This window comes from Achromobacter sp. GQ309 (assembly GCF_059759315.1).
In genome coordinates this window covers 389,272-403,349 of the sequence record NZ_JCAXDP010000006.1, presented here as the reverse complement: position 1 = coordinate 403,349, position 14,078 = coordinate 389,272, and the positions used below count along the sequence as shown (strand labels likewise).

At 66.7% G+C, this 14,078-nt stretch carries 11 protein-coding genes; 7 read left to right on the top strand and 4 right to left on the bottom strand.

Going from position 1 to position 14,078, the window contains the following annotated elements; all coding sequences use genetic code 11:
* Positions 1 to 53: 53 nt before the first annotated feature.
* Together AC6CIE_RS21025 and AC6CIE_RS21020 are read right to left on the bottom strand one after the other, a co-directional pair.
* Complete coding sequence (locus AC6CIE_RS21025) at positions 54 to 3,269, bottom strand: efflux RND transporter permease subunit (protein WP_175122247.1); 3,216 nt, start codon at positions 3,267 to 3,269, stop codon at positions 54 to 56.
* A 25-nt stretch (positions 3,270 to 3,294) separates the two neighbouring features.
* Positions 3,295 to 4,488, bottom strand: coding sequence for an efflux RND transporter periplasmic adaptor subunit (locus AC6CIE_RS21020; protein ID WP_452002626.1), 1,194 nt, complete (start codon positions 4,486 to 4,488; stop codon positions 3,295 to 3,297).
* A gap of 386 nt (positions 4,489 to 4,874) precedes the next feature.
* On the opposite strand from AC6CIE_RS21020, the gene AC6CIE_RS21015 reads away from it, so the two are divergent.
* From AC6CIE_RS21015 to proC, 4 genes are all read left to right on the top strand, one after another.
* Positions 4,875 to 5,942, top strand: a complete 1,068-nt coding sequence (locus tag AC6CIE_RS21015; RefSeq protein ID WP_343738345.1) for a LysR family transcriptional regulator — start codon at positions 4,875 to 4,877, stop codon at positions 5,940 to 5,942.
* 163 nt (positions 5,943 to 6,105) lie between these two features.
* The gene (locus tag AC6CIE_RS21010; protein WP_056559631.1) at positions 6,106 to 7,218 is read left to right on the top strand and encodes an AI-2E family transporter; all 1,113 of its coding nucleotides are present in this window, start codon (positions 6,106 to 6,108) and stop codon (positions 7,216 to 7,218) included.
* A 128-nt stretch (positions 7,219 to 7,346) separates the two neighbouring features.
* Positions 7,347 to 8,117, top strand: a complete 771-nt coding sequence (locus AC6CIE_RS21005) for a phytanoyl-CoA dioxygenase family protein (RefSeq protein ID WP_498093768.1) — start codon at positions 7,347 to 7,349, stop codon at positions 8,115 to 8,117.
* A 100-nt stretch (positions 8,118 to 8,217) separates the two neighbouring features.
* Positions 8,218 to 9,024, top strand: a complete 807-nt coding sequence (proC, locus tag AC6CIE_RS21000; protein WP_498093766.1) for a pyrroline-5-carboxylate reductase — start codon at positions 8,218 to 8,220, stop codon at positions 9,022 to 9,024.
* Between the two features lie 24 nt (positions 9,025 to 9,048).
* Here proC and AC6CIE_RS20995 read toward each other — a convergent pair whose 3' ends face one another.
* Positions 9,049 to 10,500, bottom strand: a complete 1,452-nt coding sequence (locus AC6CIE_RS20995) for an MFS transporter (protein WP_498093764.1) — start codon at positions 10,498 to 10,500, stop codon at positions 9,049 to 9,051.
* 97 nt (positions 10,501 to 10,597) lie between these two features.
* Here AC6CIE_RS20995 and AC6CIE_RS20990 point away from each other — a divergent pair, with 97 nt between their 5' ends.
* The 3 genes from AC6CIE_RS20990 to AC6CIE_RS20980 all read left to right on the top strand — a co-directional run bounded on the left by AC6CIE_RS20990 (position 10,598) and on the right by AC6CIE_RS20980 (position 13,119).
* The gene (locus AC6CIE_RS20990; RefSeq protein ID WP_498093762.1) at positions 10,598 to 11,476 is read left to right on the top strand and encodes a helix-turn-helix transcriptional regulator; all 879 of its coding nucleotides are present in this window, start codon (positions 10,598 to 10,600) and stop codon (positions 11,474 to 11,476) included.
* 105 nt (positions 11,477 to 11,581) lie between these two features.
* A complete protein-coding gene (locus AC6CIE_RS20985) occupies positions 11,582 to 12,277 on the top strand; it encodes a PadR family transcriptional regulator (RefSeq protein WP_481145828.1) in 696 nt (231 codons plus the stop codon).
* Between the two features lie 26 nt (positions 12,278 to 12,303).
* Entirely contained in the window at positions 12,304 to 13,119 is an 816-nt protein-coding gene (locus AC6CIE_RS20980) for a siderophore-interacting protein (protein ID WP_498093760.1), read from the top strand.
* Positions 13,120 to 13,122: 3 nt separating this feature from the next.
* Here AC6CIE_RS20980 and AC6CIE_RS20975 read toward each other — a convergent pair whose 3' ends face one another.
* Entirely contained in the window at positions 13,123 to 14,010 is an 888-nt protein-coding gene (locus tag AC6CIE_RS20975; protein ID WP_498093758.1) for a LysR family transcriptional regulator, read from the bottom strand.
* Between the last annotated feature and the right edge of the window lie 68 nt (positions 14,011 to 14,078).

Here is a 14,078-nt window from a genome sequence, read left to right as displayed (position 1 = left end):
GCGTCCCGTGCGAATTCGGACGGGACGCGCTGGCTTCTCTTTTTTCTGTCGGCTTACGCGTGGTGTTGCGGCGCGGGCGGCGCGTTGGGGTCGATGTGCGGCACGCAGACGGGCGCTTCGTGCGGCGCGGCGGAGTGCAGCTTCTTGCCGCCGAGCGAGCGGAGCAGGACGTAGAACACCGGCGTGAGGAACAGGCCGAACAGGGTCACGCCGAGCATGCCGAAGAAGACGGCGACACCCATGGCGTGGCGCATTTCGGAACCGGCGCCAGAGGACAGCACCAGCGGCACCACGCCCATGATGAACGCGATGGACGTCATCAGGATGGGACGCAGGCGCAGGCGGCTGGCTTCGATGGCGGCTTCGAGCGGCGTGCGGCCGTTCATTTCGAGCTCCCGGGCGAATTCGACGATCAGGATCGCGTTCTTCGCGGACAGCCCCACCAGCACCATCAGGCCGATCTGCGTGAAGATGTTGTTGTCGTTGCCGGTGAGGTAGACGCCGGTCAGCGCGGCCAGGATGCTCATCGGTACGATGAGGATCACGGCGAGCGGCAGGGTCAGGCTTTCGTACAGCGCGGCCAGCACCAGGAAGACGAGCAGGACGCTGATGGGGAACACCCACAGGCCGGCGTTGCCCGCGAGGATCTGCTGGTACGTGAGGTCGGTCCATTCGAACTTGACGCCACGCGGCAGGGTTTCGGCGGCGACGCGCTCGGCGGCGGCTTGCGCCTGGTCGGACGAGTAGCCGGGGGCGGGGCCGCCGTTGATGTCGGCGGCGGTGTAGCCGTTGTAGCGCACGACCATTTCGGGGCCGAAGGTCTGCTTGACGGTGACCAGCGAGGACAGCGGGACCATGTCGCCGGCGGCGTTGCGGGTCTTGAGCTGCAGGATGTCGTCGGCGTGGGCGCGGAAGGGCGCATCAGCCTGGGCGCGAACCTGGAAGACGCGGCCGAACCGGTTGAAGTCGTTGACGTACATGGAGCCCAGATAGATCTGCATGGTGTCGAAGACTTCGGTCACCGGCACGCCAAGCTGCTTGGCCTTGACGCGGTCCAGGTCGACGTCGAGCTGCGGGACGTTGATCTCGTAGCTGGAGAACGTGGGACCCAGTTCCGGCGTCTGGCGCGCCTTTTCCAGGAAGGCCTGCTTGGCCTTGTCCAGTTCGGCATAGCCGAGGGCCGCGCGGTCTTCGAGCTGGAGCTTGAAGCCGCCGAGCGTGCCCAGGCCCATGACGGGCGGGGGCGGGAACACGGCGATGAACGAGTCCTGGATGGCTGCGAACTTCTGGTTCAGGGATGCGGCGATGGCGTTGCCCGAGAGCTCGGCGTTGTTGCGTTCGCCGAAAGGCTTGAGCGTGACGAACACGATGCCGGCGCTGGAGCTGTTGGTGAAGCCGTTGATGGACAGGCCGGGGAAGGCGATGGCCGACTGCACGCCAGGTTCCTTCAGGGCGATGTCGCTCATGCGGCGGATCACGTCTTCGGTGCGGTCCAGCGAGGCGCCGTTGGGCAGCTGCGTGAAGCCGATCAGGTATTGCTTGTCCTGCGCGGGCACGAAACCGCCTGGCACCAGGTACGACACGCCGATGGTCGCGGCGACCAGCACGGCGTACACGCCCATCGCGCCGGCCTTGCGGCGGATGACGCTGGCCACGCCCGTGCCGTAGGACTCGGACGCGCGGCCGAACATGTTGTTGAACCAGTTGAAGAAGCGGCCGAAGACGCGGTTCATGCCGCGGGTCAGCCAGTCGGGCTTGTCGTGGTGGCTCTTGAGCAGCAGGGCCGACAGTGCGGGCGACAGGGTCAGCGAGTTGAAGGCCGAGATCACCGTCGAGATGGCGATGGTCATGGCGAACTGCTTGTAGAACTGGCCGGTCAGGCCCGTCATGAAGGCAAGCGGCACGAACACGGCGCACAGGGTCAGCGCGATGGCGATGATGGGGCCGCTGACTTCGCGCATGGCGCGATAGGTCGCATCGCGTGGACTCAAGCCGGCCGCGATGTTGCGCTCGACGTTTTCGACGACCACGATGGCGTCGTCCACCACGATCCCGATGGCCAGCACCATGCCGAACAGCGACAGCGCGTTGATGGAGTAGCCGAACATCAGCAGCAGCGCGAACGTGCCGACGATGGACACGGGCACCGCGAGCAGCGGGATGATGGACGCGCGCCAGGTCTGCAGGAACAGAATCACCACCAGCACGACCAGCGCGATGGCTTCGAGCAGGGTGTGCACGACGGCTTCGATACTGGAGCGCACGAATTGCGTGGGGTCGTATTCGATGCGGTATTCCACGCCCGGCGGGAAGTCCTGGGCCAGCTCGGCCATCGCGGCGCGCACCTGGCTGGACACGTCCAGCGCGTTGGCGCCCGGCGACTGCATGATGCCCATGCCGACCGCCTGCTTGTTGTTCAGGAGCGAACGCAAGCCGTATTCCTGCGCATCCAGTTCCACGCGGGCCACGTCGGACAGGTGCGTCACGGCGCCGTCCGGCGAGGTCTTCAGGATGATGTCGCGGAATTCTTCTTCGGTCTGCAGTCGGCCGCGCGCGTTCACGTTCAATTGCAGCGGCACGTCGCCCTGCGTGGGCGAGGCGCCGATCACGCCGGCGGCCACCTGCACGTTCTGTTCGCGGATCGCGTTGACGACTTCGGATGCGGTCATGCCGCGCTGCGCGACCTTTTGCGGATCGAGCCACACGCGCATGGAGTAGTTGCCCGACCCCCACACCGTCACTTCGCCCACGCCCGTGATGCGCGACAGGCGGTCCTTGACGTTCAGGATGGCGTAGTTGCGCAGGTAGGTGATGTCGTAGCGGTCATTGGGCGAGATCAGGTGCACGACCAGCGTCAGCGTGGGAGAGCTCTTGGCCGTGGTCACGCCCAGACGCTGCACATCCGGCGGCAGACGCGGCAGCGCCTGCGACACGCGGTTCTGCACCAGCTGCTGCGCCTTGTCCGGGTCCACGCCCAGCTTGAAGTTGACCGTCAGCGTCAGGTTGCCGTCGCTGTTGGCCTGCGACTGCATGTACAGCATGTCTTCGACGCCGTTGATGGATTCTTCCAGCGGCGAGGCGACGGTTTCGGCGATGACCTTGGGGTTGGCGCCCGGGTACTGCGCGCGCACCACGACGGACGGCGGCACGACTTCCGGGTATTCGGAGATTGGCAGCTGGAACATGGCCAGCAGGCCTGCCAGCAGCACCAGGATCGACAGCACGCCGGCGAAGATCGGCCGGTCGATGAAGAATTTCGAGATATTCATAAACGTTCTCGTTCGACGCGTCAGCTCAGTTCTGCGCCGAGGCGGTCTTGACCGGGTTGCGCTTGGCGGCAACCATGGGGACAACGGTCGGGGTCACGGCGTCGCCGGGGCGGATGCGCTGCAGGCCGTTGACGACGATGCGCTCGCCGGCAGCCAGGCCGGAATCGACCACGCGCAGGCCTTCCTGATTGGCGCCCAGCTTCACCTGGCGGTAGACGGCGTGGTTCTTGTCGTCCAGCACCAGCACGAAGCGCTTGTCCTGGTCGGTGCCGATGGCGCGTTCGTCGATCAGCACGGCCTCGCGGGGTTCGCTGCCGCCCAGGCGGATGCGGGCGTAGAGGCCCGGCAGCAGCGTGCCGTCGGCGTTGTCGAACTCGGCGCGCACGCGGATGGTGCCGGAGGTGGCGTCCAGGCGGTTGTCCACCGACTGCACGGCGCCGGTGCGCGAGTAGCCGTCTTCATTGGCCAGGCCCAGTTCGACCGGCACCGCGCCATTGCGGCCGTTGCGGGCGGGGTTCACGTAGCGCAGGAACGTTTGTTCGTCCACGTCGAACGATGCGTACATCTTGGACACCGACACCAGCGTGGTCAACGGCACCGATGCGGCGCCGGCGGCGACCACGTTGCCCACGGTGACCTCGGCGCGCGACACGCGGCCGTCCACGGGGGCCTCGATACGTGTGTAGCCCAGGTTGAGCTTGGCGAAGTCCAGCGCGGCCTGGGCGCCCTGCAGGTTGGCGGCGGCTTCGCGCGCGGCGTTCTGCTTTTCCTCGAAGTCGCGGCGGGCGATGGCGTTGTCGGTCAATAGGCGCTGGCCACGGGCCAGTTCCGAGGCCGTGTAGGCGGCGCGGGCCTTGGCGGCGGTCAGCGCCGCGGCGGCGCGGTCCACTTCGGCCGCATAAGGGCGCGGGTCGATGGTGAAGAGCACGTCGCCCTTCTTGACGATGCTGCCGTCCTTGAAATGGACGGCGGTCAGCGTGCCGGAGACCAGGGGGCGGATGTCCACGCGGTCGATGGCTTCCAGGCGGCCGGAATAGCGCTGCCAGTCGACGATCGTCTTGTTGAGGACTTCGGCCACCTCGACGGGCGGCGCGGCGGGGGCGCCCTGCGCCATCGCGACATTGCCGCCCGCGGGGCCGCGGGTGAGGGCGTATCCGCCGCCCGCCGCCAGCACGGCTGCAAATACGACGAGCACAGCAATACGTTTACGCGAAACCATGGTGTTTCCTTGAGTGGTCTTTTAGAGGCGGAAGCGCGCTTGTCCGGGATGCGGGGACGACGAGTCGGCGGGGCGGGGATGCCAGTCCTAAGAATCCGGCGCTATATGGATATGCTGCAGTGCAGCATCGACCGGGGTCGCTTATCCAGAGGCGGCGGGCGCCTGATCAGGGCGGGTCGCTGCGGGGGCGGAATCTGAGGATTGACATGCCCTTTTCTTGCGCCGGGCGGCAAGGGCACTTCAAGATGGTTTGCATTCTGAGTGTTTTGTCCGGGCGGATAAACCTGTCTATCCCGGCAACACTGTTCGTGGAGAATGACTAATCCAGGCCGAAATCGGGTTATGCTCCGTCCACCCCGACTTATTTGCCTAAGGACACCCTTGCCATGGACCGCTTTCAGGCTATGCAGGTGTTTGTGCGCGTCGTGGACGCCAATAGCTTCACCCGGGCGGCCGACAGCCTATCGCTTCCGCGCACCACCGTCACCACCATCATTCAGAATCTGGAACGCCTTCTAGGCGTTCGCCTGTTGAACCGCACCACGCGCCGCATCGGCCTGACGCCCGACGGCGCAGGCTATTACCAGCACTGCGTGCGCATCCTGGCCGACGTGGAAGAGACCGAGGCCTGCTTCCAGGAAGCGGCCCTGCGGCTCAAGGGCCGGCTGCGCATTGATGTGCCGACCTGCATCGGCCGGTTGATCCTGATTCCCTCATTGTGTGATTTCCACGACAAATACCCCGACGTCGAGCTGGTGCTGGGCCTGGGCGACCGTCCGGTCGACATGGTCCAGGAAGCCGTGGACTGCGTGATCCGCGCCGGCGATCTCGAAGATTCCAGCCTGGTCGCCCGCCGCATCGGCACGCTGCAGACCGTGACCTGCGCGTCGCCGACCTACGTGGCGCGCCACGGCATGCCGCAGACGATCGAATCGTTGCGCGACCACCACGCGGTGCATTATTTCTCCAGCCGCACCGGCCGCAACTGTGCCTGGGACTTCAAGGTGGACGGCAAGCACCAGGAAGTGGACATGAAGGGCACGGTGGCCGTGAACGAAGCGGGCGCCTACCTGGATTGCGGGCTGAAGGGCTTTGGGCTGATCCAGACCGCGCGCTACATGGCGCTGCCGTATCTGCAATCGGGTGAGCTGATCGAGATCTTGCCGCAGTGGAAGCCCAGCTCCACGGCAATCTCGGTGCTGTATCCGCAGAGCCGGCAGTTGTCGCCCAAGGTGCGGGCCTTTACCGACTGGGTGGCCGAACTGTTCGCCGGGTGTCCGCTGCTCAGCGGCCGGGACGAGACCGATCCGGCCGCCGCGTCCTGCGCGGTGTACCAGCGCAATCAGGGACAGACCACTCCGGCGCAACCGCCCGTGCCCGCTATCCCGGCGCTGGCCGACATGGCCCCGCGTCGCCGCACCGCCCGCGAGGAAGCTGCGGAATACGTGCTGTAAATCCGCGTAGGCTGAACGACGACATGGCGGACCTTCGGGTCCGCCATCTGCGTTAAGCACGGGAAACCCCGTAGTAAATACAGCCCTTACGTCCCTCGTATTGCATGAAACGTCTGTATAGTCCGACAGTCAAAGCCTACAACGCCCTTACAGTCGATCCGCTATGCAGCCTGTTCTACCCGCCTACCTGATCGCCCGTTGGCTGTTGCTGCTTGTGCTGTTGGCGGGGGTTTACTTTCTTAGCGGATTCCTGGTTCCGGCCCTGGCGGCGCTGATCATCGGCCTGGCCAGCTGGCCCTTGTACCAACGCCTCGTCGTCCGTTGCGGCGGCCGCACGGCGGTTGCCGCGTCGCTGGCGCTGCTGGTCGTCGTCGTGGTGCTGATCGTCCCGTTGTCGCTGGCCCTGTCCTATGCCATCAAGGAAGCCAGCGCGTTTGTCGCCTGGGCCATCGCGGCCAACCGCCACGGCGTGGACGTGCCTGCGTGGATTTCGTCCCTGCCGGTGGTGGGCGATCGCCTGGGACAGTACTGGCAATCCTATATCGGCCAGCCTCACGCGCTGGGCGCGCTGGTCGAAGCCGTCAGCGGCGAACACCTGGGCAACATCTACCGCATGGCGCTGGCCGCCACGGGCAACGTGTTCCAGTTGCTGCTGACCGTTCTCTTCATGCTGATTACGCTGTTCTTCGTCTACAAGGACGGCATCCGCATGGTCGCGCAGCTGGACGTGCTGGGCGAGCGCATTCTGCCCGCCCGCTGGCAGCGCTTTTCGCGCGTGGTCCCGGCCACCATCAATTCCACCGTCACCGGCATGGGCCTGATCGCGCTGGGCGAAGGCGTGGTGCTGGGCATCGCCTACTGGGTCGCGGGTGTGCCGTCGCCCGTGCTGCTGGGCGTGGTCACCGGGTTCATGGCGCTGATTCCCGGTGGCGCGCCGTTGTCGTTCACGCTGGTGTCTTTGTATCTGGTGGGCTCGGGCCATGTGGTCGCAGGCATTGCGCTGATGGTCTGGGGCAGCGTCGAACTCTTCATCGTCGACAAGACCCTGCGCCCGCGTCTGGTGGGCGGTCCCGTCAAGCTGCCGTTCCTGCCGACCTTCTTCGGCCTGGTGGGTGGCGTGAAGACCATGGGCATCGTGGGATTGTTCGTGGGTCCGGTGCTGATGGCGCTGCTGGTGGCCGTCTGGCGCGAATGGGTGCACCACGAGGTCCAGGAGCGCGACGCCGCCCGGCTGACGCCGCCGCCGGTCCGCCCCGAGAAGACGCCAGCGGGCTGAGGACGCGGGAGCCGCCCGGCGGCCTTGCCATTTGGTAATCTAGCCATCCCGCGTGACCGGCGCCTTGCCCGGTGCGCGCCTGCCCGCCCGCAGACGCGCCGCCTACGCCGCGGGCTGTGAGGATCAAGATGTCCGGGTTATTGCCTGATGATCAGATAGCCGTCCTGCGCGAGCAGGGCTTCGTGGTGGCGCGCCAGTTCGCCAACCCGGAGCAGGTTGCCGCGCTGCGTGCGCTGGCTGAACGCCATTTGCGCGATCACGTCGCTCCCATCGAATACGAAGCCGACCTGCGCTATCCCGGCGCGCCGCAATCGCGCAGCGCCGAGGGCGGCCTGACCGTGCGCCGCCTGCTCAACGCCTATGCGCGCGACCCCCTGTTTGCCCAATGGGCCACCGATCCGCGCATCGGCCAGTGGCTGAAGCGCTATTTCAACGAGACGCCGGTGCTGTCCACCGTGCACCACAACTGTGTGATGACCAAGCACCCGGCGTACGGCAGCCTGACGGGCTGGCATCAGGACATCCGCTATTGGTCGTTCTCGGATACGGATCTGGTGTCCTGTTGGCTGGCCCTGGGGCCGGAGACGCGCGCCAATGGCGGGCTGTCGTTCATTCCGGGCTCGCACGCGGCGGCATTTACGCCGGACCAGTTCGACGACAAGAAATTCTTCCGCGAAGACGTGCCGCAGAACGCCGACTGGATCGCGCGCGCCGTCTGTCCGGAACTGCAAGCGGGCGATGGGGTGTTCTTTCACTGCCGCACCTTGCACGCCGCGCAGGGCAACAGCAGCGACCGCGTGAAGTTGTCGGTGGTTCATACCTACCACCCCGAGTCCTGCCATCCGCTGCCGGGCACGCGGTCGTCATCGCAGGCGGGCGTGCCGCTGGCGGGGGCGTGACGCCCCGGAAAGCCCGTAGACTGTGGCATCAATGATCCGCGCGCCGGCAATGCACCCATGCCGGTCCGGTCCGCAATCCCTACTTCGGAACTGAAGCAACATGCGTGAAAAAATTGTCTTCATCGGCGGCGGCAATATGGCCTCCGCCATCATCGACGGACTGATCGGCCAAGGCCGGGCGTTGACCGATTTTCTGGTGATCGAACCCTACGCGCCGACGCGCGAGGCGCTGGTCGCACGCGGCCTGCCCTGCCAGGAAAGCGTCAGTGCCGACATCGGCGACGCCGCCCTGTGTGTGCTGGCCACCAAACCGCAAGTGCTGCGCGAAGCCTGCGGCCAGGTCCGGCAGCATCTGCCGGCCGAGGCCACCGTGGTCAGCATCGCGGCGGGCGTCGAACTGGCTGCGTTGTCGGAATGGCTGGGCGGGCACGCGCGCATCGTTCGCGCCATGCCCAACACGCCGGCCAAGGTGGGCCTGGGCATGACCGGCCTCTTCGCCACGCCGGCTTGCGAGCAGGCCCAGCGCGATCAGGTCGACGCGCTGTTCGCGGCGGTCGGCGAACGCATCTGGACCGAATCCGAAGCCATGATCGACGCCGTCACTGCGGTGACGGGCAGCGGCCCCGGTTACGTGTTCCATTTCATGGCGGCGCTGGAAAAGGGCGCCGTCGAATTGGGCTTTGCGCCCGCCGACGCGCGCCGGCTGGCTGTCGCCGCCTTCCGCGGCGCGGCGGAACTGGCCGCCAGCGAAGACGTGCCGTTGACCGAATTGCAGGAGCGCGTCACTTCCAAGGGCGGCACCACCTACGCCGCCCTGTCGCACATGCAGCAGGCGGGCGTGGCCCAGGCCATCACCGAGGCTGTGCACAAGGCGCAGCAGCGCGCCCGCGAGTTGTCCGCGGGATAAAGGCCCCGGCGCGGCAAAGGGCCGTCAGCGATGACGGCCCAGCCGCCACAGCAAGACGGCTGCAATCAAGATGGCCGCGACATTGAACTGCATGGCCGACGCGAACGCCTGCGCATGGCGCTCTGCTGCGCTGGCGTCCGCGTAAGCCTCCAGCGCACCGCCATACAGCATGCCCGCCGCCGACACGCCCAGCGCGGCGCCCACCTGCTGCAAGGTCGACACCACGCCCGCCGCCATGCCGGCCTGGCGGTCGTCGACCAGTCCCATCGCCAGGTTGACCAGCGGCGTGTTGACCGCGCCTTGCGCAGCGCCCAACCACACCAGCGCAGGCAGCAGCGTCCACGGCGACAGGCTGGCGCCGGCGATGCCGGTCTGCATCATCAGCGCCGCCGTCGCCCCGCCGTACAACAGCGCGGCCAGCGCGATCGCGTGCGTGCCGTACCGGGCGACCAGTCTTGGCGCGATCATCGATCCCGCCACGAATCCGACGCTGGCCGGCGCGAAGATCATGCCGGCCGTCAACGCATCCAGGCCAAAGCCCGTCTGCACCAGCAAGGCGTAGCAAAGAAACATGGCGCTGGCGGTGGAGAACACCAGCATCACGACGAGGCACCCCGCCGCAAAGCGTGGTTGCGCCAGCAAGTCCATGTCCACCAGCGGCACGCCGCCGCGCGCGGCGACCCGGCGCTGCAGCCGCACGAAGGCTGCCAGCGCAACCACCGATGCCCCGCCGCAGGCGAGCGTCCAGGCGGGCCATTGCTGGGCGGGGCCTTCGATCAACGCCAGCAGCAGCAACGCCAACCCCAGGCCCACGAGCGCGGCGCCGGGCCAGTCCATCGCCGCGCCCGAGGGCTCGGCGGATTCGGGGATGTGGCGGGCGAGCCAGCAGGCCAGCAGCCCCAGTGGCAGATTGATCAGAAAGATGGCACGCCACGCCAACCCGAACAGGTCCGCATGGACGATCCAACCGCCGAGCACCTGCCCGGCGATGGCGGCCAGGCCCAGCGTCATGCCCAGCAGCCCGAACGCCCGGCGCCGCGCATGCCCCTCGAAGCTGACGCGGATCAGCGCATACACCTGCGGAAACAGCAGGGCCGCGGCGGCGCCCTGCAGGATGCGCGCGGCGATCAGCGTGTCCGGCGTGGGCGCCAGGCCGCACAGCGCGGACGCCACCGCAAAGCCCGCCATGCCCAGCATGAACAGCCGGCGCCTGCCATGGCGGTCGCCCAACCGGCTGCCCGCGATCAGCAGCACGCCATACGCCAGTTCATAGGCGGCGATGATGAAGTTGATCTGCGCGAAGCTGGCCGACAGCGTGGCCTGAATGCTGGGGATGGCCACGTTCACGACGAACAGGTCGAAGATCGTGATGAAGCCGCCGGATAGCAGCACCGCGAGGCCGAGCTTGCCGAGTCGCGGCGAAGCGGGGTCGGCAGGGGCGGCCGACGGCGTGGCGGGAAGGGTAGTGGTCGACATGAAAGCGTCCAAAAAAGTCAGGATCGGCGCTATTCTGGGCGGACCTTTAGCCTTATACAATTTAGCTGTTTATGCTATTACTCAGTGCAACCCCGTCATGACCGAACGCGCCATTTCACGCCGTCTGGACCGCACCCGCGCCGACCTGTCCGAATTCCTGCGCCTGCGCCGGGAACGGCTCACTCCCGCTGACCTGGGGCTTCCGCCCGGCCGCCGCCGCCGCACGCCAGGGTTGCGCCGCGAGGAAGTGGCTGCGCTGGCCGGCGTCGGACTGGCCTGGTACACGTGGTTTGAACAGGGGCGCAACATCAGCGTGTCGGCCACCTTTCTCGAAAACCTGGCGCGCGTGCTGCGGCTGGACGACGCCGAGCGCCGCCACCTGTATCTGCTGGCGCACCAGCGCCCGCCGGCCGAGACCGGCCGCACGTGGTGCACCGTGCCCGCGCAGGTTCGCCGCTTGATGGATGACCTGCATGCGCGGCCCGCCTACATCCTGAACCTGCGTTGGGACGTCGTCGTGTGGAACGCCGCCGCGGACAAGGTGTTCAATTTTTCCGGGCAGGCGCCGGGCCGGCGCAACCTCCTCTGGATGCTGTTCGTGGCCCCCGCGATGCGTGAACGCTTTGTGGACTGGACGGCGCAAGCGCCCCGCATGCTGTCCTCGTTCCGGCGCGATTTCGCCAGCGCGACCGGCGTGTCCGATATCGCTGAACTGGTTGATGAATTGGAACGTGTGTCGCCCGAATTCCAGTCGTGGTGGCGCGAACACGACGTGCATGGCACGTGCATGGGACTGCGCACGCTGCATGTGGATGCGTTGGGCGATATCGCGTTCGAGCATGCCACCTTGAGTGTCGATGAAAGCCGGCACTTGCGATTGGTGGTCTATGCGCCCGCGCCGGATGAACCCCGTGCCGCAGACTTCGCGCGATGGGTCCAGGCGGGTCCAGCTGTGCCGCTAGCGCCCTCGGAGTAGGATTTTTCGGGGGCGCCAGCACAAAACATTGGCAGGGGATTTGACGCGACGGACAACGCGGGTATATCGTACGAGCTATCGTAAGACATATCGTAAGAGCTATCTATGCGCCAAACGGCTTTCCGCGAACACCCGCACCATGATCGTCCCCACCATGGCCACCACCACCCCAGTCACCGCCACCCGCGTCACGCCAGCGCAGGTGGCGACTGGTTTTCCGGTTCCCCCGACGGCCGCGGCGATGCGGACGGGTTCGGGGGCGACGGACGCGGCTTCACTCGCAGCCGCAAAGTATCCAGCGACGACCTGCAATTGATGCTGCTCGGACTGCTGGAACAGAACCCCAGCCACGGCTACGAACTCATCAAGGCATTGGGCGCGCTCAGCAACGGTTTCTATACGCCCAGCCCCGGCATGGTCTACCCCGCGCTGACGTATCTGGAAGAGCTGGGCTACGCCACCGTCGAGCAAGAGGGCGCCAAGAAGCGCTATCACCTGGCGGAACCGGGCAAGGCGCATCTGGACGCCAACCGCGACCGCCTGACGCTGATGTTCAACAAGCTCAAGCATGTCGCGCGCAAGATGGACTACATGCGCCAAGCCTGGAGCGGCCAGCCGCGTACCACCGGCCCGGAGGGCGAGGACGCCCGCACCGGCTGGCTGCCGGAGTTCGTGGAGGCGCGCCAGGCGCTCAAGCGCGCGCTTCTGGAGCGTACCGACGCCTCGCCTGCAGAACAACGACGCATCGCGGCCATCCTGGCGCGTGCGACCGACGAGATCACCGGCAAATCCGGCGCGTGATCCCGTCCCACCCTACTGGAGTTTCCATGACTCAAAGCGACCTGACCGTGGCGCGTGTGCGCCACACCCTCAAGATGCGCACGCTGACCGTGGCGCGCGTCGAACGCATTGCCGGCCTGCTGGCGCGCGTCACCTTCACCGGCGAAGACCTGCAGGATTTCGTGTCCGCTTCATTTGATGACCACGTGAAGATCTTCTTTCCCGCCGATCCCTCGCAGCCACCCGTGCTGCCCACGGCCGGGCCCGACGGCATCAAGTTTCCTGACGGCGTGGCGCGGCCCGCGGCGCGCGACTACACGCCGCGCCGCTTCGATACGGCGCGCCAGGAACTGGAAATCGAATTCGTGCTGCACGGCGATGGCCCTGCGTCGACATGGGCCGAACAAGCCGCGCCTGGCCAGCAACTGGGCATCGGCGGCCCGCGCGGTTCGTTCGTGGTGCCGACGGCGTTCGACTGGCATGTGCTGATCGGCGACGAGACCGCATTGCCCGCCATCGCACGGCGGCTGGAAGAACTGCCGGCCGCTGCGCAGGCGCTGGTGCTGATCGAAGTGCCGGGGGCGACCAACGAAATCCCGCTGCAAACGGCCGCGAAAGTATCGGTGCGCTGGCTGCATCGCAACGGAACGGCGCCCGGCTACAGCACGCTGCTGCTGGAAGCGGCGCGCGAACTGGCGCTGCCGCCAGGCGAGGGCTATGTGTGGGTGGCGGCGGAATCGGCCACGGCAAAAGCCGTGCGCGAAATCATGGTGGCGCAGCACGGCATCGACAAGAGCCGCATTCGCGCGGCCAGCTACTGGAAGCGCGGCGCGGTCGCCGTGCATGAATCGCACGACGATTGAGCGTCAGGACTTGCGGGCGGTCCGCGCCAGCGCCAGCAGATTCGCCGCCCGTCCACCCGCCGTGTCGCGCAAAGCCAACCCCAGCACCGCGCGCGGCCATTCCAGCGCGAACGGCCGATACACCACGCCATCCGGCCGCAGGTGACGCAGCGACGCCGGCACGATGGCCACGCCCATGCCCGCCGCCACCAGATTCACCGCCGACGACAACTGCGGCGCTTGTTGCCCGATGCGTGGACTCAGCCCGTGCTGCCGGCACGCCGCCATGATGTCCGCGCTGAGTCCATAGCCCGATTTGCGCGAATACAGAATGAAGGTCTCGTGCTGCAGGTCGGCGGGGGCGAGGCGCTTGCGGCGCGCCAGCGCATGACCCAGCGGCAGCGCCACCACCAGCGGCTCCTCTACCATCTGCGTGAACGCCAACCCGCCATCCAGCGCGAAAGGCGGACGCACGAACGCGGCGTCGATCGTACCGTCGCGCAACTGCGCCACCAGCGTTTCACTATCCCCCTGAGACAGCGTCATCTCGACCTCCGGATAGCGCTCGCGATATTGCCGGATCAGCTCGGTCACCACGCCATTGAAGGACGCTGATTCGGTAAACCCCAATGTCAGTTCACCGACCTCGCCGCGCGCCGCGCGCTGGGCCGTGCGCACTGCGGCGTCCGCGCGTTGCAGGATGTCCTGGGCGCACGCCAGGAATGCGCGTCCCGCGTCGTTCAGCGCCACGCCGCGGCCCATGCGGTCAAACAGCGGTGTGCCGACTTCCTGTTCAAGCTGGCGGATCTGCTGGCTGAGCGGCGGCTGCGCCATGTTCAGCAGTTCGGCCGCGCGCGTGAAATGCTGGGCTTCGGCAGTGACGACGAAATAGCGCAGATGGCGCAGTTCCATTTTGATATCCAAAAAGTACTGATGAACAATTTTCAATATATTGGACATTCTAATGGCGCGCGCCGATC